General features: G+C 37.6%; 16 protein-coding genes and 2 pseudogenes. 17 read left to right on the forward strand and 1 reads right to left on the reverse strand.

Annotation, left to right across the window (positions count from 1 at the left end; all coding sequences use genetic code 11):
• Nucleotides 1-4: 4 nt before the first annotated feature.
• The 6 genes from CLV73_RS01820 (at nucleotide 5) to CLV73_RS01845 (ending at nucleotide 6322) form a co-directional block, all read left to right on the forward strand.
• The gene (locus CLV73_RS01820; RefSeq protein WP_228424153.1) at nucleotides 5-3505 is read left to right on the forward strand and encodes a DUF6443 domain-containing protein; all 3501 of its coding nucleotides are present in this window, start codon (nucleotides 5-7) and stop codon (nucleotides 3503-3505) included.
• Nucleotides 3502-3873, forward strand: coding sequence for a hypothetical protein (locus tag CLV73_RS01825; protein ID WP_100375192.1), 372 nt, complete (start codon nucleotides 3502-3504; stop codon nucleotides 3871-3873). The genes CLV73_RS01820 and CLV73_RS01825 overlap by 4 nt, the downstream gene beginning before the upstream one ends.
• Before the next feature lie 597 nt (nucleotides 3874-4470).
• A complete protein-coding gene (locus CLV73_RS01830) occupies nucleotides 4471-4935 on the forward strand; it encodes a hypothetical protein (RefSeq protein WP_100375193.1) in 465 nt (154 codons plus the stop codon).
• Nucleotides 4932-5351, forward strand: a complete 420-nt coding sequence (locus CLV73_RS01835; RefSeq protein ID WP_100375194.1) for a hypothetical protein — start codon at nucleotides 4932-4934, stop codon at nucleotides 5349-5351. Before CLV73_RS01830 ends, CLV73_RS01835 begins: the two co-directional genes overlap by 4 nt.
• 168 nt (nucleotides 5352-5519) lie before the next feature.
• Complete coding sequence (locus CLV73_RS01840; protein WP_100375195.1) at nucleotides 5520-5852, forward strand: hypothetical protein; 333 nt, start codon at nucleotides 5520-5522, stop codon at nucleotides 5850-5852.
• A gap of 143 nt (nucleotides 5853-5995) precedes the next feature.
• Nucleotides 5996-6322, forward strand: a complete 327-nt coding sequence (locus CLV73_RS01845; protein ID WP_100375196.1) for a hypothetical protein — start codon at nucleotides 5996-5998, stop codon at nucleotides 6320-6322.
• A 136-nt stretch (nucleotides 6323-6458) separates the two neighbouring features.
• Here the strand turns inward: CLV73_RS01845 and CLV73_RS01850 are convergent, their stop codons facing one another.
• Nucleotides 6459-7229 (reverse strand): XRE family transcriptional regulator, encoded by a 771-nt coding sequence (locus CLV73_RS01850; RefSeq protein ID WP_100375197.1) that lies wholly within the window; start codon nucleotides 7227-7229, stop codon nucleotides 6459-6461.
• A gap of 61 nt (nucleotides 7230-7290) precedes the next feature.
• On the opposite strand from CLV73_RS01850, the pseudogene CLV73_RS01855 reads away from it, so the two are divergent.
• The 11 genes and pseudogenes from CLV73_RS01855 to CLV73_RS01900 form a co-directional block, all read left to right on the forward strand.
• Nucleotides 7291-8088 (forward strand): annotated as a pseudogene (locus CLV73_RS01855) (DNA polymerase Y family protein); the annotation flags it as partial.
• Nucleotide 8089: 1 nt separating this feature from the next.
• Nucleotides 8090-8320 (forward strand): annotated as a pseudogene (locus CLV73_RS01860) (hypothetical protein); the annotation flags it as partial.
• A gap of 346 nt (nucleotides 8321-8666) precedes the next feature.
• Nucleotides 8667-8810, forward strand: a complete 144-nt coding sequence (locus CLV73_RS18830; RefSeq protein ID WP_157798697.1) for a hypothetical protein — start codon at nucleotides 8667-8669, stop codon at nucleotides 8808-8810.
• A 183-nt stretch (nucleotides 8811-8993) separates the two neighbouring features.
• Complete coding sequence (locus CLV73_RS01865) at nucleotides 8994-9545, forward strand: YciE/YciF ferroxidase family protein (protein ID WP_100375198.1); 552 nt, start codon at nucleotides 8994-8996, stop codon at nucleotides 9543-9545.
• A 49-nt stretch (nucleotides 9546-9594) separates the two neighbouring features.
• Nucleotides 9595-9987, forward strand: a complete 393-nt coding sequence (locus tag CLV73_RS01870; RefSeq protein WP_100375199.1) for a hypothetical protein — start codon at nucleotides 9595-9597, stop codon at nucleotides 9985-9987.
• 271 nt (nucleotides 9988-10258) lie between these two features.
• A complete protein-coding gene (locus tag CLV73_RS01875) occupies nucleotides 10259-10690 on the forward strand; it encodes a DUF3592 domain-containing protein (RefSeq protein WP_100375200.1) in 432 nt (143 codons plus the stop codon).
• Nucleotides 10691-10866: 176 nt separating this feature from the next.
• Nucleotides 10867-13632 (forward strand): substrate-binding domain-containing protein, encoded by a 2766-nt coding sequence (locus CLV73_RS01880; RefSeq protein WP_100375201.1) that lies wholly within the window; start codon nucleotides 10867-10869, stop codon nucleotides 13630-13632.
• A gap of 529 nt (nucleotides 13633-14161) precedes the next feature.
• Nucleotides 14162-15475 carry a sugar porter family MFS transporter gene (locus CLV73_RS01885; protein ID WP_100375202.1) on the forward strand — a complete coding sequence of 438 codons (1314 nt, stop codon included), beginning with the start codon at nucleotides 14162-14164 and terminating at the stop codon, nucleotides 15473-15475.
• A 33-nt stretch (nucleotides 15476-15508) separates the two neighbouring features.
• Complete coding sequence (locus CLV73_RS01890) at nucleotides 15509-17062, forward strand: glycoside hydrolase family 32 protein (protein ID WP_100375203.1); 1554 nt, start codon at nucleotides 15509-15511, stop codon at nucleotides 17060-17062.
• A gap of 56 nt (nucleotides 17063-17118) precedes the next feature.
• Nucleotides 17119-20220 carry a SusC/RagA family TonB-linked outer membrane protein gene (locus CLV73_RS01895; RefSeq protein WP_100375204.1) on the forward strand — a complete coding sequence of 1034 codons (3102 nt, stop codon included), beginning with the start codon at nucleotides 17119-17121 and terminating at the stop codon, nucleotides 20218-20220.
• Nucleotides 20221-20238: 18 nt separating this feature from the next.
• A complete protein-coding gene (locus CLV73_RS01900) occupies nucleotides 20239-21936 on the forward strand; it encodes a RagB/SusD family nutrient uptake outer membrane protein (protein WP_100375205.1) in 1698 nt (565 codons plus the stop codon).
• Nucleotides 21937-21943: the final 7 nt, after the last annotated feature.

Here is a 21943-nt window from a genome sequence, read left to right on the forward strand (position 1 = left end):
TACGATGAAAAAGATAATTATACCTATCAGTGCTTTGTTTGTAGCGGGTTTATATAGCGGACAGACTACAGCACCCAGTACAGCGGAAAACTATATATACAGCAAGACCTACCTTGATTATGATGGAAATAACCAGCCTGTCAAAAGTTCAGAAACTATCCAGTATTTTGATGGGCTGGGAAGACCTAAGCAGGTTATCAATATAAAAGCTTCTCCAAGTAACAAAGATTTAGTAACCACTATACCTTATGATGGCTTCGGAAGGCAGGTAGATTCCTGGCTGCCTGTTCCCATGCCAACAATGAATGGGGCTATTCAGTCAGGAGTTGATGGTGCTGCACAGACCTATTACAGTGACAGCAGCCCGTTTGCCCATAAGAATGTTGAAGCTTCACCTTTATCCCGTGTCATCTCTCAGGTACAGCCAGGGCTTGATTGGCAGGGGCATCCCGTTCAGCTTAATTATGAAGCCAATGCAGGCGGAGAAGTAAAAAAGTACACTGCAACATTTGATTATGGTAGTTTTGAATCTAATATCACTCTTTCACAAACGGGATATTTAGCCAACCAGCTCTATAAGAATACGGTAACTGACGAAGATGGAAATGCCACCATAGAGTTTAAAAACAAAGACGGTCAGGTTGTTTTAGTAAGAAAAGTAATAAGTGCCACGGAAAATGCCGATACCTATTATGTGTATAATGAATATAATCAGCTAGCTTATGTTATTCCCCCTTTAGCATCGGTTTTAAGTTCATTAAATCCGACTGTTTTAGATAATCTTTGCTATCAGTATAAATATGACCACAGAAACAGATTGGTAGAGAAGAAGTTGCCGGGAAAAGGAAAGGAGTATATGATCTATGATAAACAGGACCGATTAATTATGGTCCAGGATGCCAATTTGAATACTCAAGGGCAATGGCTTTTTACAAAATATGATCAGTTTGGAAGGGTAGTTTACACAGGTTTAACGTCTAGTTCCAGTTCACGTCAGAGTATTCAGAATGATGTTAACAATAACACGGCTAATCCTACGAATAATGAAAGTAGATCAACTACCCCTGTATCTTATAACGGTATTGATCTCTATTACACCAATGTTTCGATTCCCTATACAATAAGTACGTTATTGTCCGTCAATTATTATGATACCTATCCTACAGGAACTCCTGCCTTTACCTCAAGCATTCCTAATCAGAGTGCCGTATTAACAGGTAATGTAAGCTCGGGGCTTACTACCAGAAGCTTGTCTTTGGCTACTTATGTTAAAAACATAGAAGATGACAACTGGACGAAAAACTACAGCTATTACGATCTTAAAGGAAGAGTAATTGCCACTCACTCCATCAATCATTTAGGAGGGTACACTAAAACAGAATCCAGGCTTGATTTTGCAGGAGTGCCTCAACAGACCATTACCAGACATAAGAGGCTCTCTACAGATACAGAAAGGGTTATCGATGAAAACTTCACATATGATTCACAAAACCGTTTGGTACAGCATACCCATAAAGTAGATTCCAATGCTACAGAGATCCTGACACAGAATATCTATAATGACCTCTCTCAGGTAACCACGAAGAAGGTGGGCGGGCTAGATGTTTCAACACCGCTTCAGGAAGTTAACTATGCTTATAATATCCGAGGATGGATGACAAAGATCAATGATCCTGCTAATCTTAACGGAAAATTATTTGGATATGAGGTAAGATATAATAATCCTGTGAACTCCAATATAACACCGGGAAAATTCAATGGCAATATTGCAGAAGTAGATTGGAACAATGGATCAGAAAATCTTTTAAAAAGATACAACTATGATTATGATCGCCTGAACAGGTTAAAGAATGCATTCTATAAAGAGCCCACTACAGGATCCAGCGGGAACTTTGATGAATACCTAACCTATGATCTGAACGGGAATATAAGCAACCTTAAAAGATCTGCAAATCCTATATCAGGAATGACTTCTACTTTGGTGGATAATTTAGATTATATCTATCAGGGAAACCGCTTAACGCAGGTTATAGAAAATTCATTGAACCTCACAGGATATGAAGGCGGAAACAATATCATTGATTATGATCTGAATGGAAATATGACCACAATGAAGGATAAAGGAATTCAATACATTGGTTATAATCATTTGAATGTACCCGATCAGTTTTCCATTACCCAGACTGATCCATTTCTGGGCACAACCACCAACTTTGGATTAAATTATCTATACCGTGCAGACGGAGTGAAGGTTCGTAAAACCTACAGTACAGGAGGAGGGAGAGGTCAGTCTACCACTTATAAGTACACAGACTACTTAGATGGCTTCCAGTATTATTTTTCAGAAACCGTGGCCCCATGTTTATGGTGCAGGACAAGTGTGGCTTATGAACAGGAAGCATTTAAAGATCCGATTATTGTAGTGCCATTAGCATGGACCTTAGATTTTGTAGGAACCGCTGAAGGTTTCTACAGCTATACGGAAAATCGTTATATTTACCAATATAAAGACCATTTAGGAAATGCACGGGTTAGTTATGCTAAAAAAAGCGATGGCAATCTTGAAATAACAGATACGAACAACTATTATGCTTTTGGGATGAACCATATTGGAGGGCTGAAAGGAGTATTTGGAGGTTACCAAAGTTATAAGTACAACGGCAAGGAACTTCAGGAATCGGGAATGTATGATTATGGAGCAAGATTCTATATGCCGGATTTAGGAAGATGGGGTGTGGTGGATCCCTTGGCAGAAACTTCGAGAAGGTGGTCACCTTATACTTATGCGTTTAACAATCCTATAAGATTTATTGATCCGGATGGGATGCAGAATAAAGATATTATAATTACTGGAAGCGAAAAAGATAAGGCCTTTGAACAATTACAGGCTTCTGTTCAAGGACAACTTAATTTATCAATGGATGAAAAAGGAAAGGTTACTGCAACAAAAATTGAAGGAGTTGAACAAACGGATGCATCAAATCTTCTTTTTCATGCAGCTAATGTTGATAAAGAACATATTGTAACCTTAAAAACAGACAGCGATTTGAGAATGGATAGTAGTGGTGATGGTTCTGTATTACATCAAGGTGGCGCATATGGAGGAAGTTATAAACATGGAGGAAAAGTTTACGCAAACAACGTTGTTAATCCTGACTTTTTAGGCAAATTAGAAACTCTGATGAATAAGATTAAAGGGACTAGTATTTTACATGAAGCACTTGAGGGGTATATCGGAAGTGTTCTTTCTCCCGGAAGTCCAGCTGCTATTACAGAGTCTGATAAAAGTCAAGGATATAATGACGCACATGATCTTGCTAATTATATAGATCCGAGAAATATTGAAAGTAACAACTTCATATTATCAAGGACTCCGAGCAGAACACATATTAGTAGCACCCAAGTTTTATTAAAAGATGAAATATCATTTAAAAATAAAACAACAGGTGAAGTAACACCATTTGGAACTTATCAAGGTATTTATAAAAAATCTCAAAAAAAATGAAATTAGTAAGGTTATTTTTTCTATTATTAATAATTAACTGTAGCTCTCAAAAAACTAAGGATTATGATATTGTAAATGCTGTTGTTAAAAATATAGAAACAACATCGAGTAGTTACATATTGTATTTACAAAATGATAACAGTAAGTTTATTGTCCCTGTTTCTAAGTATTGTGAAAAGCAGGGAAAAAAAAGAATTAAAATTGGAAGTGAGTATTCTTTTCATCTCAAAAAGGATATAACTATTGGTAATATTGAGGAAGAAATTATTAGTCAAAAAGTTGATGATAAAATTGTTTGGACTTCTGATATGAAGAATACTATTTATTATGATCAATGCGAAAATGTTTGCGGATTATACATACAATAAACTCTTCACTACCGCACAATTTTATCGTGTGTAAGATAACAAGTGACCTCGTATTTGAAGCTGCTATCTTTTCGAAATAGAAGTTTATGTTCTGATTATTAAAAATCAAGAGAAAATAATTAAAAAAAGGAAATGCAAGGGTTAGTTATGCTAAAAAAAGTGATGGCAACCTTGAAATAACAGATACGAACAACTATTATGCTTTTGGGATGAACCATATTGGAGGACTGAAAGGGATCTTTAGAGGATATCAAAGTTACAAGTACAACGGAAAGAAGATGGGGTGTGGTGGACCCGTTGGCGGAAACTTCGAGAAGATGGTCAGCTTATACTTATGCATTTAACAATCCTAGAAGATTTATTGATCCGGATGGGATGTAGAATAAAGATATTATAATTACTGGAAGCGAAAAAGATAAGGCCTTTGAATAATTACAGGCTTCTGTTCAAGGACAACTTAATTTATCAATAGATGAAAAAGGAAAGGTTACTGCAACAAAAATTGAAGGAGTTGAACAAACGGATGCATCAAATCTTCTTTTTCATGCAGCTAATGTTGATAAAGAACATATTGTTACTTTACAGACAGACAGTGATTTGAGAATTGATCAAGCAGAAGGAGATGAATATCCATTATATGAAGGAGGGGCTTATAGAGGGAGCTATGAATATGGAGGTAAAATTCGTGCTACTAATATTGTCAATCCCGATATTTTGGGCAAATATGAAAATGTTATGGGGGCAGTTAAAGGATCAAATATTTTGCATGAAACTCTGGAATCATTTATTGGTGCAGTGCTTTTTCCTGGTAGCCCAGCTGCTATAACTGAATCTGACAAAAACAAAGGATATTATGAAGCACATGATCTTGCTAAATATATTGATCCACGATATAAGGATAGTGATGGATTTTCATTAATACAAAGCTCTAGCAGGACATTTATTGATAAGAATAATGTTACTTTAACGGATGAATTTTCATTAAGAAATAAAAAGACTGGAGTAGTTACTTCAATTGGTAGCTATTCTGGAACATATAAAAACTTAAAAAAGAAACAATGAGAATATTAATAATTATAATTTGTTTTATTAATGTTAGCTGCTTTTCACAAACAAATAAGAATAGGGATATTATATCTGCAACAGTTAAAGGAATAGATTCTACATCATGGAATTATATTCTTCATTTGGAAAATAAGAAAACAAAAATTATTGTTCCTGTTTTCAAAGAATGTGATAATGGAAAAGATTATTTGGAAAAAATAAAGGTAGGAAAAAAGTATAGTTTTGTATTATCCAAAGAAATAAGTTACGTAAGAACTCAGAGAGAGTTTACAAGCCAAAGCATTGACGGAAAAGAAATATGGAACTCTGATATGAAAGATACATTTTATTATACCGATTGCTCAAATATGTGTGGACTTTATATAAAATTGAATAAGAAAAATTCGCCTTCTCTAAGAAGCGAGTTTAAGTAATCATTTCAGATTCTCGATTATCTACTAGAATCTAATATTGATGGTTAATCCTTCTAACAAAGATGAAAAAACGCTCTTATTTATGGTACGGCATATAATGATGCAGGTACTGCTGAAGGTTTCTACAGCTATACGGAAAACCGTTATATTTACCAGTATAAAGATCATTTGGGAAATGCAAGGGTTAGTTATGCGAAAAAAAGTAATGACAATCTTGAAATAACAGATACGAACAATTATTATGCTTTTGGGATGAACCATATTGGAAGGCTGAAAGGTATTTTTGGTGGTTACCAAAGTTATAAATACAACGGCAATGATTACTTCCAAAGAATCGAACCATTTGCTAATCCAGATAAAAATGGATTTACAAGTAATGAGAAAATAAGGACTACTCTTTTATCTAATCAGGTGAATGAATCATTAAATGAACCACAACGTAAAGTTTATTGGGGAATCACGTTGCCAACAGAATCAGTAACAAGTAATAAATTAAAATAAATCATGCTTAGATTAATTGTTTTATTTATGTGCTTTTTCATATTTTTTTCATGCTCAATGAGAAAGGAAAATAAAAACGGAGAAGCTATTCTTTATAAGCAATCAACTTCAGCAAATGATGCTTCATTTAGCTTTGAAAAAAAATGTTTTGGAAAATTAATTCTGATGAAAATACTTTTGTTACACAAAAATTTTCTAAAATAGATTATTTGGAAATAAATGCAAAGATTAAAACATTTAAGTTGATCGGTAATAATACTCCAGAATATTATAATAATGTAGATTTTGCTTTTGTATTATATAATAAAAATAAAAAAAATGATACCATGTATTATGACGGTTATAATAAGTGGTGGATTGTGGAACAAGGAAAAACAACTCAATATGAGGATGAAAAAAATTATTTTACAGATAGATTAAAAATGGTGTATCCTATATTTATAAAATGCTCATATAAACCATCCAAGTAATTTTGCTGATATCACCTCTAAATCACAACAAAAAAGGAAGGAATATTTTTCACCTTCCTTTTTTGTTTGTAGGTATTAATATTACAAGTATAACGGCAAGGAGCTTCAGGAAAGTGAGATCTTTGCGAAAAACAGTTTATTGGGAATCCTTTATAATTTTTAGATCACCCTGAATTTCTTGAAACATTGTGATGATTTGTTGATTATCAAAATTGTTAGTACTTGGATCAAATTCCTTTGTCGCTATACTCATGGCGTATTCCCAGATTTCAATAATACTTTCCAGTGGAATATCATAAGGCTGGTAAAAGAGATTATCTGCTTTTACGGTAATTTTTTCAGGTTCTATTTCTAACAGGCGCTTGTAGGTGATTCCCTCACTTCTGGTAACAAAAATATAGCTCTTACCGATTTTAAGATCCGCTATGCTTTCGATGTATTTTCCAATCACATAAGCTCCGTCCTGATGTGGGGGCATGCTGTCTCCGTCAGCAGGAAATGCTCTGTACTTTCCATGACTAAGAAATGGAAAGACAATTTGCTGCAGGCTTTCAATATATTCAGGATCACTATATCCGGTTAAATATCCCATGCTTGCCTTTGCTGGAACAATTTCAATAACATTATTTCCCTCCATGTCTACTTTTATTGGCAGAAGGATTCTATTGTCCGGAAGTTTTAAGACATCTTCCAGCGGATATTTTCTGATGTCCACCGTGAGGAGCAGATCAATACTTAAATTGAAATATTTAGAAATCCTGATAAGAAGCTCATAAGGAGCCTCAGAGCGCCCATCCTCATATTTGGAATAGCGAACTCTGCTCATCGAAATTTGATCTGCAAGCTCCTGTTGGGATAAATTTTTCTGAGTTCTTAAGAACCTGATGTTATCTGAAAAAATTGACATTGATACAAATTGTATCTACAAATATACAAAAAATGATACAAATAGTATCTAATTTTGTGACGTGAACCGAGCGATTGTACATATGGATCTCGATACATTCTTTGTATCTTGTGAGAGACGTAATAACTCTCAACTTGACGGGATTCCCCTCATCATAGGAGGTGGAGACCGTGGGGTGGTCGCATCATGTTCCTATGAAGCAAGGAAATTCGGAGTGCGTTCTGCGATGCCGATCCGGATGGCTTTACGCTTATGTCCTGATGCAAAAGTAATCCGTGGTGATCATGAATTGTATTCCAATTTATCCCATACCGTCACCGAAATTATTCAGGAAAAAGTTCCGGTCATGGAAAAGGCAAGTATCGATGAGTTTTATCTTGATCTTTCCGGGATGGATAAGTTTTTTGGATGTTATCAGTGGACCAGAGAGATTGCTTCTGCTGTAACCAGAGAAACCGGTCTGCCGATAAGCTTTGCTTTATCCAGCAATAAAACCGTTTCGAAAATCGGTACGGGAGAAGCAAAACCGGTGGGAAGATTAGAAATTAAAGAACCAGAAGTTCAGCCGTTTCTAAATCCGTTATCGATTAAAAAAATTCCGATGGTGGGCGATAAGACATTTCAGCTGTTGTCGAGAATTGGTATTCGTACCATCCATACCTTATCCGAAATGCCGGTTTTGGTTTTGCAGCAGATGATTGGAGTAAACGGAAAAGAGCTCTGGAAAAAAGCCAATGGCATTGATGAAAATCCAGTAGTGCCTTATTCAGAAAGAAAGTCGATTTCAACAGAAAGAACCTTTACGAATGATACAATGGATATCCTAGAGCTTAAAAGATTGATATCAGGGATGGCTGAGCTATAAATACACCGCTGTGTTCGGCAGACTTAATTATCGGTTGATGAACCGGTATATCATCAACTTAACAGCAAGGCGCGATGGCTCAAGCCGCTTCGGGCCTAATAACAGGTTTTCAAATTTTGGAGCAATTGGAGCAGCCTGGCTGTTTTCTGAAGAATCTTTTTTTTAAAATTCCAAATGGCTCAGCTTAGGAAAATTAAGAGGTAGTTACGGACGTACCGGCAGCGATCTTAAAATATATAGGAAATCTAAGATACGATGGCTTTCCCTTTTACGTATTGAATATCATTATTTTTAGTTGCTTTAATAGTAATTATTCCACAATAAATAGGATCATGTAATATCTGAAGAGACTGAGAAATTAGGCTGATGCTAGTAAGGATACAAGGAAAAATTGTACTTACCGTTAAATAATTTGGATATGAATGAATAATATTTTGATAGAAATACTATATGTTGTGATTATAATCATAAAAACAATATAAATATTTCATTATGCAACTAAAAATGAAGTTTATTTTGGCAAAAAAATTGTTTTATAAGGATTGTTGTATTCAAACACTTTACCTATTACTATGAACTCTTTTAACCTTACATTAAATAGAATTGCTCCAAAACTTCTTAGAATGGAAGAAGATGTTTCAAATGCGGATGATGATCTCTCTGACTCATTGGAAGAGGTTTTTTCTCAAATTCCGCAATCCGAAAATTTTATATAGTGCACTGGCTAAGAGCGAGATTTATAGCGTTAAGCAAAGTTCAAGACAATAAGTACAAGGATTGTTAAATAGGGTAGATAGACTGTAGAAAAAATAATTAAACAAATAATCCATGTTAAAGACGGGTTACTGGTAAAAGATTAAAAATCAAATACAAAATATTAATAGTAAAAATGTAAAATTATGGCAACAACTACAAAAAGCACAGCAAAAAAAACTACGTCTAGAAAAACGCCAGCTAAAAAAGATGCCGCAAAAGAATTAAAAGATCTTTTTGAGGATGGTCTTAAAGATATCTATTGGGCCGAAAAAGCACTTGTAAAAGCTTTAGCCAAGATGCAGAAAAATGCGACTAATGAAAAATTGAAAAATGCGATCGCTCAGCATTTGATTGAAACTGAAGAACACGTAAGTCGATTGGAGGAATGTTTTGAATCTATGGGCAGAAAAGCACAAGCAAAAAAATGCGATGCAATGCAGGGGTTATTGGATGAGGCGGAAAGTATTATAAAAGAAACAGAACCGGGAACAGTAAGAGATGCAGGGATTATTGCAGCTTCACAAAAGGTTGAACATTACGAAATTGCAACATATGGAACATTAGCTGCTTTTGCAAAAATACTGGACGAAAAAACATCCCTAAAAAATCTCCTCGCAACATTAAAAGAAGAAAAACAATGTGACGAATCTTTAACTAAACTAGCAGATACGAATTTGAATTCTAAAGCAAAGTAACATTAAACTTTTCAAAATTCAGATTATAAAACTTTAAACACTCACCACTATGAAAATACACGAACTTAGACTTCATAATTTAATTCAATATAAAGAGGAAGTTGTACCCATTACTGGACTCGATTTAGATCATAAAAATAGCCTTGTACATATTAGAAGAGGAACTTCTAAAATTCCAGTTGATTCAAAGGATTTAAAACCTATTTTACTTACTAGTGAGTGGCTTACCAAGTTTGGTTTTAAAGAAAGTTACAGATCAGATTTTAGAATCCGTTATGATTTACCCAACTTTGGAAAATATGATTTTGACCTTTCGAAGGAAAAAATATTAGAGGGATTTTTATACTTTGGAAATTATATTCAGTGTATATATCTTCATCAATTGCAGAATCTCTATTTTGTGCTTACAGGAAGAGAATTGGTTGAAGTAGAATGCAATTAATTGTTCTCGCAATTTTAAGACTGCAATTACAGCGTATTTTTATTTCATATACAAATAAAAAGACTATTAGGTTGTTCTAATAGTCTTTTTATATAAATGCCAAGAGTAATGATCTCAAGTATTTGTTTTTCTATTTCATGTTGATTTTTCGTTTACCAAAGATAAGGAGAAACATATAAGTGATATTTGTAATCTAGAGATAGATAACTAAAATTTATTTAAATTCGTAATTAGCTTATAGTTTGGTAGTTAATATTGTATCATTACAATAATGGAAAATTTTAAAAATAATACAATTATGTGGCAATATTATTTAATCCTGGGACTAGGAGTAGTACTTCTTGTATGGGCAGTCTACAGCTTCCGTAATACAATGACATTTCTTAATAATGGTTATAAAGCTACAGCAACAGTAATCGATTTTCACAAGTATGAATCCGACGGTGAAGTGTTTGCGCCAATCTTCACTTTTCGGACAAAAGATAACCAATTAATTACATATGAGTTAGCAGAAGGAAATGATCCTCCAGCTTGGGAAATAGGAGAAACAACCACTGTTATCTATGATCCTTCCGACCCTTCCAAAGTAAGCTTATATAGCTACTTTAGACTATTTATTTGGACATTGGTTTTGCTATCGATTTCTCTTCCACTACTAGTAATTGGTGGTGGTTACTTTATAGCTGCAAGATTTCTCCTTTGACAGTTTGTAAATGAAAAAATATACTTCATTAGAATAAATGAGGTATATTTTTTTGATCCATTGTGCAATCCAGCTAATATTAGCAATATCAGGTAAAAGACCTAATATTCAATTAACATAAAATACTCTTACCAAAAATTGTAGGTGTAAAACATCTTTATTAATATTGTGTTCATATGTCCACAAAAAAAGTTTTTAGAACGTTTGGTTTTCCCAAGGCTGGTGCCGTTTTATTCTTATTACTGATGATTTTGCATGCCTGTAAGGATGTTTCAGCAAAATCGGATAAAATAAATATCGGCTTCTCGCAAGGGTTGGGAAATCATCCCTGGAGACAGACGATGAATCATTCCATGGAGATTCAGGCGTCTTTGCATTCTGAGGTGCAGCTAAGCATTAGTAAAGCAGAAGGTTCGGTTCAGAAGCAGATTCTGGATATTCAGAAGATGATAGATAATGAAGCGGATATCATCATTATTTCACCCATTGATCCCAATTCGCTGGTTCCTGTGGTGGAAAAAGCCTTTGCAAAAAAGATTCCCGTGATTTTGGTGGATAGAAAAATCAATTCTGATAAATATGCCACTTACATCGGTGCTGATAATGTGGAGATTGGGAAAGAAGCAGCGCAGTATATTATCTCGGATTCTAAAAATTTAAAAAAAATCATTGAAATAAAAGGCGATGACAATTCTTCGCCCACTACGGAAAGAAGTCTGGGTTTTCAGCAAGCTATTAAAAATAATTCCAATACAAAACTGATAAAAACCTTCAAAGGTCTTCCGGCTGAAGCATTCAGAAAAACTCTGGATTCATTGGGAAATCAAAGCTTGTATGTTTTTGCTTTCAATGACCAACTCGCTACACAAGCTTGGCAAATAGCGAGAAACGCCGGTGTGGAAAATCAAATCAAATTTATCGGTGTGGATGGTCTGAACACCAAAGACGGTGGAATTCAAATGGTTTTGGATGGTAAATTGAATGCCACTTTACTTTATCCTACCGGCGGAACGGAAGCCATTGAGACTGCCATTAAAATCTACAACGGGCAAATTCCACCGAAACGAATTAAGCTCAGTACAACCATTATCGACAGGCTGAATGCTGAAATTATGCGCAACCAGTTCGATAAAATCATCGAACAGCAGGGCGTGATTGAAAATCAGGTGAATGCCGTGAAAAAGCAGACCGAACTCTATTCTTCCCAAAGAGAATTGTTCCGATGGTCAGTTGTACTTTTGATTCTGATGTTTTGCCTGATCGCCTATGCTATTTACCTGATTTATACCATTAAAATTAAAAATAAACAGCTTACTCTCACCAACGAACGTGTAACGATTCAAAGGAATCAGATTGAAACCATTGCTAACGAGCTCAAAGAAAGTAATGATGCGAGAGTAAACTTTTTCACCGGCTTATCCCACGAATTCAAAACGCCGATAACGCTTATTTTGAGTTCTTTGGAATCATTGAAAGATACTTTTAAAAGCAAGGGTACAAAACCGTCTTATGAGCTGGAACTGATTAATAAAAATTCAAACCGTCTGCTAAGGTTGGTAGATAATCTTTTGGATTTCAGGAAAATAGAAAATAAAACCTTCAATCTAAGGGTTTCCAAAACCAATATCTACGATTTCACTTATGGCATTTTCAGGGATTTTGAAAATGAGGCTAAAAAAAGGAATATTAAGTTTGAAATTCATTCCGCAAACAAAAATCTGGAACTGTATATTGACAGAAACCTGATGGATAAAGTATATTTTAACCTTTTGTCAAATGCTTTTAAATTTACACCAGACAACGGAAAAATTGAAATTACAATTCAGGAAAAAGGAAATCAGGCGGTTATCAGCTTCAAAGACAACGGTATAGGAATCCCGGAAAAAGAGATCAGCAACGTTTTTGAACCCTATTTTAAAGGTTCCAACAACCGCAAAAACAGCTCGGGAATCGGGCTTCATCTCAGCCGTCAGTTTGTGGAGCTTCATCTCGGGAAAATTGATGTGAGTTCTTTTCAGGGAACGGAATTTATCATCAGTCTTTATAAAGGAAACAAGCATTTCAATGAGGATCAGATGATAAAAGAACCGGGTGTTATGGATGCGGAAACGTTGGCAAAAGAGGCTGTTTTTAGTGTGGTAGAAGAAGGAAGTTTTATGCAAAACCAAGAAAATCCGGGTGATCGGTATTCTTTGCTGTTGGTGGAGGATAATTCGGATTTGTCGTTTTTCCTCAGCAATAAGCTTCAGACGGAATTTGACGTGATGGTTTCTGACGGTACGGATGCGATTGATAAAGCGCTAAGCGAGATTCCCGACATCATTGTCTGCGATGTGAATCTTCCTGAAAAAAACGGATTTGAAATCTGCGAAATTCTGAAAAATGACCTCAGAACATCTCATATTCCGGTTATTCTTCTTACGGCTTTGGACAATAAGGAATCTTATCTTCACGGATTGAAATCCGGGGTTGATCTTTATCTTACCAAACCATTCAGCTATCCGATTCTGACACAGTCGCTGCGTTCATTGCTTTACAACCGCGAAAAACTCCGTTATTATTACACTAACAACATCGGAAGAATTGTGGACAGCAAATCCTTCGGAAGTATGGAGCAGACGTTCGTGAACAAATTGAATCAGATCATCAAAACCAATATTGATAATCCCGATTTTTCAGTGGAAAATCTTGCGGATTTACTGAATATTTCAAGAATTCAGCTTTACAGAAAAATAAAGGCAATGTTTGACGTGAATGTAAGCGACTACATCAACAATATCCGTCTGGAACAGGCAAAATCGATGCTGCAAAATCCAGGGCTGACGATTTCCGAAATTGCTTATAAAACCGGCTTCTCTTCCCCGAATTATTTCTCTACGGTCTTCAAAAATAAGTTTGGGGTTTCTCCGAATGTGTTTAGGAAGAGCGTTGGTGAGGAGTAATTAATCCTTGTATATCTTTTCTTTTCTTTCCCGAATAGAGTAGCAATATCCGTGCGAACGAGATATCGTTGTCAGCACTGATAAGACGTCGTTATTTGGTTGAACAATGATGCATTGCCTGCTCGAAGTATTCATCTTATAAAAACCAAAGCCGTAGTTTCCCAAAACCCGGCCTCAAATTTCGGTCAATCTTCCCACACTAACATTCGTTCATACTTCTAAAAATCTTTATAATCTACGTAACATTTTTATAGAATGGTGTTACATTTTTGAAACATCGTTATCATATTTTGAAATTACATTAATTTTAAAATTTTGATTTTCAGTTAATTAAAATTAGTTAACAAATAATTAACCTTGACGAAATATTTTGTTACATAATTAGACCTTCGCATTCCTGTCCCGGGATATATTAGCCACAAACAAAGTAATATTTTTCAACAGCTGAAATCGCTATGGTTTGTAAACGCAAACATCAATGAAGAAGAAGCGATTCCATTTGATCAATAAAAATTAATAAATACTATATATGAATAAAATTTTGATGTGGTCTGTCACTGCGGCTTTGGCAGGATTTCTTTTCGGGTTTGATGTTGTGGTGATTTCCGGAGCCGATAAAAAACTACAAGCGCTTTGGCAGAGTTCAGATACATTCCACGGTGCGGTAGTAATGGGAATGGCATTGTGGGGAACCGTTATCGGGGCCATCTTTGGCGGAATCCCGACCAACACATTCGGGCGTAAAAAAACACTTTTGGCAATCGGCGTCTTATATGCACTTTCAGCAATCGGAACAGCGCTTTCCAATGATCCTTATATCTTCGCATTTTTCAGATTTATGGGCGGTTTGGGAGTTGGAGCATCCACTATCGCAGCACCGGCTTATATTTCCGAAATCGCACCTGCAAGAGATCGTGGAAGATTGGTTTCCCTGTATCAGTTCAATATTGTTTTGGGAATTTTGGTTGCCTTTTTATCCAATTATTTACTCAGCGGAATCGGAGATAACGACTGGAGATGGATGCTTGGTGTTCAGGCAATTCCGGCAAGTATCTACACCTTATGTGTGCTTATAATTCCGGAAAGCCCGAGATGGCTCGTTTCTAAAGGCAGAATAAACGAAGCCAAAAATGTAGTTAAAATCGTAAACCCGGATCAGGATTCTGACCTACTCATTTCTCAGATGGAAAACGATCACGCCGAAGCACCAAAGGAAAATATCTTTATGAAAAAATACCGTTTTCCGCTGATGCTCGCTTTCCTTGTCGCATTTTTCAATCAGATGTCGGGTATCAATGCATTCTTATATTATGCACCGAGAATTTTTGGTGAGGCTGGATTGGGCGAGAAAACCGCACTTCTCAGCAGTATCGGAATTGGAGTTGTTAATATGGTTTTCACGTTGGTTGGTGTTAATCTTATCGACAAAGTTGGCAGAAGAACTCTAATGTACATTGGTTCCATCGGTTATATCATTTCGTTGGGGCTCGTTTCTATGGCTTTTTATTTCCATTGGTCGGGCTTGGCGATTCCTGTGTTTTTATTCCTGTTTATCGCTTCTCACGCCATCGGACAGGGAACGGTGATCTGGGTTTTTATCTCCGAGATTTTTCCGAACCATCTTCGTGCATCAGGACAGGCATTCGGAAGTTCCACGCATTGGGTTTTGGCAGCGATCATTCCTTCCCTTATCCCGACTCTATTTTCGACTATTGGCGCCGGAACTGTATTTCTGGTATTCACAATCGCAATGGTATTCCAGCTGTTATTTGTGATTTTTATGATGCCGGAAACCAAAGGAGTCTCACTGGAAAAATTAAGCAAAACACTTACAAAAGAATAGAATCTTCAAAAATCTTCGAGAAAAAATAATTCAATGAAAAAAATAATATCAAGTTTAATTGTCGCTTCTGTCTTTTTTTCGAATCTGAACGCTCAGTCGGATTCGAAGAAGGAAGAGCAGCTTTACCGCCCTAATTTCCATTTCAGCCCCAAAAAAGGATGGATGAATGACCCGAACGGACTCTATTACAAAGACGGTGTTTATCACCTGTTCTTCCAGCATTATCCCGATGGAAATAAATGGGGACCGATGCATTGGGGACACGTCACAAGCAAAGACCTCGTCAAGTGGGAAGAGCAGCCGATTGCACTTTATCCTGATGATTTGGGATATATTTTCTCAGGAAGTGCGGTGGTCGATAAAAACAATACTTCAAGTTTCGGGGATTCCAAAAATAATCCTGTCGTTGCGGTGTACACTTATCACAATCCCAACCGAGAAAAAGACGGAAAAATAGATGTAGAATCTCAAGGAATTGCTTACTCTTTAGATAATAGCAAGACTTGGACAAAATATAGTGCAAATCCAGTTCTTAAAAACCCGGGAATCCGTGATTTTCGTGACCCAAAGGTGTTTTGGGACAGCAAAAGACAGCAATGGATTATGGTTTTGGCGGCTCAGGACAGAACACACTTTTACGCCTCAAAAAACCTGAAAGAATGGGCGTTCCAATCCGAATTTGGAAAAGATTTGGGCGGTCACGGTGGCGTTTGGGAATGCCCTGATCTATTTCCGTTAAAAGTCGAAGGGACCAACGAAGAAAAATGGGTTCTGATCGTCAATATCAATCCAGGCGGACCAAATAATGGTTCTGCAGGACAATATTTTGTCGGTGATTTTGACGGGAAAACTTTTAAGATTGATGAACATTTCACGAAACAGCTTCAGAAAGAAAAAGCAGCCTGGCTCGATTGGGGAAAAGACAATTATGCCAGCGTTTCATTCGATAATGTTCCGCAGGGAAAACGGGTGATTATCGGCTGGATGAGCAACTGGGAATATGCGCAGGAAGTTCCTACGGAAGCGTGGAGAAGCAGTACGACAATGGCGAGGGAAGTTTCACTCAAGAAAACAAAAGACGGCTATATTCTTAAGAATATTCCGGTTGCCGGACTGAAAAATTATCAAGGAAAATCTATCCGGAAAAAAATCAATCTGAAGGCTGAAAATAAATTAGTAAGTCCGTCAGAAATTGACCTGACTAAAGCTGTTCTCGATTTAAATTTAAAGAAGATGACTGCCGGAACTTATAGCTTTTCTCTGAAAAATTCTTTAGGAGAAGAAGTCGTTTTTGGAATTGATAATAAAACAAAAGAATTGTTTGTCGATCGTTCCAAATCAGGAAAAACAGATTTCGGAAAAAACTATTCAACACCTGTTACCAAAGCACCATTGAATCAGATCTATTCCGAAGCAAAGATAAAACTTGTTATCGACAAGACCTCCATTGAAATCTTCTTCAACGACGGCGAAAAAGTACTGACCGAAATCTTCTTCCCTAATGAAAATTTCTCAGAACTGACCTTATCAACAGACACGAAAGGAAGCTCATTAAATATCGATGCACATCAGCTTGATATTAAATAAGAGATAGCAGTGTAGAACATTCCGTAGACAATTAATTAAAATTAAAACTATATGATATGAAGAAATATAAAATTGCAGTCGCCTTTTGCCTTCTTCCGTTTTCCTACCTTTTTGCGCAGGAAATTGTGAAAGGAAAGGTGCTGTCTCCCAATCAGAAACCGTTGAGCGGCGTGACTGTCACTGTTTCCGAAACGGGAGTTACTACAACGACTGATAACAGCGGAACATTTCAAATTAATGATTTGAAGAAAGGAAACACGCTGGTTTTTACCTATCCCGATTATACTACGAAAGAAGTGGTGGTGGATGAAAAAACTTTCCTCAACATCATTCTGGCAGCCGATAAGGTGAAGAACATTGACGAAGTTGTGGTGACCGGATATACCAAGCAGAAAAAAGCCGACATCACCGGAGCAGTTTCCATTGTTGATATGAAAGATCTTAACAAACAGGCGGAACCGAATCCCATCAAATCACTACAGGGAAGAGTAGCTGGGGTGAATATCTCCGCCGATGGTTCGCCTTCAGGAGGAAGTACCAAAGTTCTGATTCGTGGTGTCGGGACACTGAACAATACCGACCCGCTTTATGTCATAGACGGTGTACCAACAAAAGCAGGAATGCACGAGCTGAATCCGGGCGACATCGAAACGATGCAGGTACTGAAAGATGCTTCTTCCGCAAGTATCTACGGTTCCAGAGCGGCAAACGGTGTGATCATCATTACCACCAAAAAAGGGAAAAAAGGCAAGATGAGAATCGACCTGAATTATTATACTGCTTTTTCCCAATATGCGAAAAAAACACCTGTTCTCAACGCAAAACAATTCGGGCAGGTGCTTTGGCAGGCTAATATCAACGACGGTCTGAATCCGAACAATAATAACCTGAGCTACAGCTTCGACTGGGGCGTTCAGAACGGCGTTCCGACCTTGTACAACAGCTACGTTCCGGAATATCTGGATGCAGCAAAAACCATCAAATCTTCCAATACAAATTGGTATGATGAGGTTTCCCAGACTGGTGTTGCCAATTCTTTGGATGTGGCGGCTTCAAGCGCGTCAGACAAAGGTTCTTACTATTTTTCGATGGGGTATTATGACAATGACGGTATCGTAAAGCTGACCAATTTCAAAAGATTGTCTGCCCGTGTGAACACTTCCTATAATTTTTTCGATGGTAAATTAAAAATCGGGGAAAATTTTACATACAATAAAACTAACGAATTGATGGATCTTGGCGTTCTTGATCCGGCTTTAAGAGCACTGCCGATTATTCCTGTTCATACTGTGGACGGAATCGGGTGGGGTGGTCCGGTTGGAGGGATGAATGACCGTCAGAATCCTGTCCGTCTTTTGGAATACAACAAAGACAACGGTTATCGTTATCAGCGTTTTTTCGGAAATGTCTATGCCGAATTACAGCCTGTGAAAAACCTGACGTTGAAATCAAGCTTCGGGGTTGATTTTTCGAATTATTATAAAAGAATGCTGCAAAGAAGCTATGTTTCGGGCTATCTTCAGAATAAAACAAATGCTGTAAATATTGACCAGTCGGATACTGAAAAATGGACATGGACCAATACAGCTCAATACACGGCCAAAGCAGGAAATCACCACTTCGATTTGCTGGGTGGGATGGAAATGTATAAAGATACCTATAATAATACGTGGCTTAGAAAAGAAGGCTTCCTGATTGAAACTCCCGATTATATGTACCCAGACGCGGGAACGGGAGATGCGTTCAACGGTGGAAGCTCTACCTATTACAGCTTGTTGTCATACTTCGGGAAGTTCTCTTACGATTATGACAATCGTTATCTTTTCTCTGCAACAGTACGTTATGACGGCTCGTCAAGATTCGGGAAAAACAACCGTTTTGGAACATTCCCGGCATTTTCGGCTGGATGGAGAATCAACAAAGAAGATTTTGCGGAGAAATGGATTCCGTTTTTCTCAGATTTAAGGCTGAGAGTAGGTTGGGGACAGACCGGGAACCAGGAAATCAGCAACTCGGCGGTGTACTCGCTATACATTGCGAATTATGCAGGCGGAAACCCGACCTGGGCAACTTCCTACGGAACGGCTTACGATATTTCGGGGGTGGGAAGCGGTTTATTGCCTTCAGGATTCATCGCAACACAAACCAAAAATGACGATTTAAAATGGGAAACCACTACACAGACCAACCTAGGTCTGGATTTCGGATTTTTTAATCAGAAACTGACGGGAAGCGTGGATATTTATAAAAAAGATACCAAAGATATTCTCGTTTTACCTCCTTATCTGGGCGTGATTGGCGAAGGCGGAAACCGCTGGATCAACGGTGCTTCGATGGAAAATAAAGGGATTGAGGTTGCTTTAGGTTATCAGGATAAAACTTCCGGCGGATTCGGGTACGAGATTTCAGGAAATTTCTCTATGAACCGCAACAAAATCACGGAATTACCACAATCCGTTATCAACAATTATGGCGGAAACGGAACCACAGATAATATTCTCGGAAGGCCAATCAATTCAATGTATGGTTATGTTGCCGACGGACTTTTCAGAACGCAGGCAGAAGTTGATAATTCCGCTACGCAACCGGGTAAAGGATTGGGAAGGATCCGTTATGCCGATTTAAATAATGATGGAATTATCGACGACAAAGACAGAACGTGGATTGGAAATCCGAATCCGGGATTTATGTATGGTGTTAATCTTAATTTCTCCTATAAAAATTTCGATTTGTCTACCTTTTGGCAAGGTATCGGCGATGTGGATGTCATTAATTCTAAAAAATACCAAACCGATTTCTGGAGTGTAGATGATGTAGGTTCCAACAAAGGGACGAGATTGCTCAATGCATGGTCACCACAGAATCCGAATTCTGATATTCCAGCACTCACAACAGTAGACAGCAACGCAGAATCCAGATTTTCATCTTATTATGTAGAGAACGGAAGCTATCTGAAATTAAGAGTTTTACAATTAGGTTATAGTCTTCCGAAAAATGTGTTGGAGCAATACAGGCTTACCAATTTCAGGATTTACATCAGCGCACAGAATCTTCTGAGCATCAAATCCAAAAGCTTCACGGGTATCGATCCGGAAACGCCGGCTTTCGGTTATCCGCTACCGCTGACGTTTAATTTTGGAGTTAATTTATCCCTTTAAATTTTAAATATTAAAACAATGAAAAAATATATACTATTAACAGTTGCCTGTGCATTTCTGTTGGGAGCAACTTCCTGCAACGATTTTCTGGACAATGAGCCAAGAGGCGTGCTTTCCGAGGCCGATGTTGTAACGCCGGAAAATGTGGACGGTTTTGTGATTGCAGCTTATGCGGCACTTGGAAACGACCATTACGACACGCCTTTCAGCCTTTGGCCATACGGAAATGTACGTTCAGATGATGCTTACAAAGGCGGAAGCGGAACTAATGATATTCAGGCATTTCACTTTTTTGAAATTTCCAACAATATCCGTTCGGATTTTGGTGAATTGGACCGTCTCTGGTATTTGCATTACGCTGGAATCAGCAGATGTAACAAAGCAATTGCAGCGCTTAACCAGCTTTCTGAAGCGCAATACCCAAACAAGAAAAAACGTATTGCCGAGATGAAATTCGTGAGGGGACATTTTTATTTTATGCTGAAAATCCTTTTCAAATATGTGCCTTACGTGGATGAAAATACACCTATTGATGATTACCCGAAAATCTCCAACCGTGCGAAAACCGACCAGCAACTGTGGGATGCCATCGCTTCCAATTTTGAAGATGCTGCCGCCAATTTGCCTGCAACGCAATCCGAAGTCGGAAGACCAAAGAAAAGTGCGGCTTATGCATATTTGGCAAAAGTGAGATTGTATCAGGCGTATGAGCAGGACGACAATTATACGGTGACTCAGATCAATCCTGTAACCCTTCAGAAATCCATTGACGCAGCTAATCAGGTGATCGGAAATTATACTCTGGAATCAGATTTCGGGTACAATTTTCTTCCGGGAACGCACGAGAATGGTCCGGAATCGGTTTTCTCCATTCAATATTCCGACAATGACGGAACGCTTTTCGGAAGACTGAATTACGGTGATGTGCTTTCTCTGCCGCAAGGTTTAGGATGCTGCGATTTCCACAAACCAAGCCAGAATCTGGTGAACGCTTTCAAGACAACTCCTCAAGGTCTGCCAATGTTTGATACGTATAATGATACGGATCTGAATTATAATCAGCTGAATAATTACAATGTGGATCCGAGACTTTACCACACGGTTGCTTTGCCGGGATTGCCTTGGAAATACGAGGAAAACAAAATCTATCAGGAAAGCTGGAACAGAAGCCCGGGAACTTATGGTTATTATGCTTCATTAAAAGAAAATGTACCTGTAGGATGTGGCTGCACCGTGAATGTAGACCCGTTTTATGCCAATTCTAAAAACAGGATCATCATCCGTTATTCCGATGTGTTGCTGATGAAAGCGGAGGCGCTGATAGAGCTTGGACAAATCAATGAAGCGTTGCCATTAATCAATCAGGTGAGACAACGTGCGGCGAACAGTACTGTTTTGACTGGAAGTTACACTTCAAACAATCTGATCAGCAAATATGAACCGGGTGTCAACTGTACATGGAATCAGGATTTTGCCAGAAAAGCCCTAAGATGGGAGCGCAGAATGGAATTTGCAATGGAAGGCAGCCGTTTCTTCGACCTGGTGAGATGGGGAACCGCAGCAGGTACAATGAATACCTATTATTCCGGAGAAAAAACGAAAAGATCTTACTACTCTCAGGCAGGATTTGACCACGGAATTGAAGAATACTGCCCGATTCCATTGGCTCAGATCAATTTCAGTCAGGGATTGTACAAGCAAAATAACGGATATTAAAAACGAA

This window comes from Chryseobacterium geocarposphaerae (assembly GCF_002797535.1).
Classification (GTDB): Bacteria; Bacteroidota; Bacteroidia; order Flavobacteriales; family Weeksellaceae; genus Chryseobacterium; species Chryseobacterium geocarposphaerae.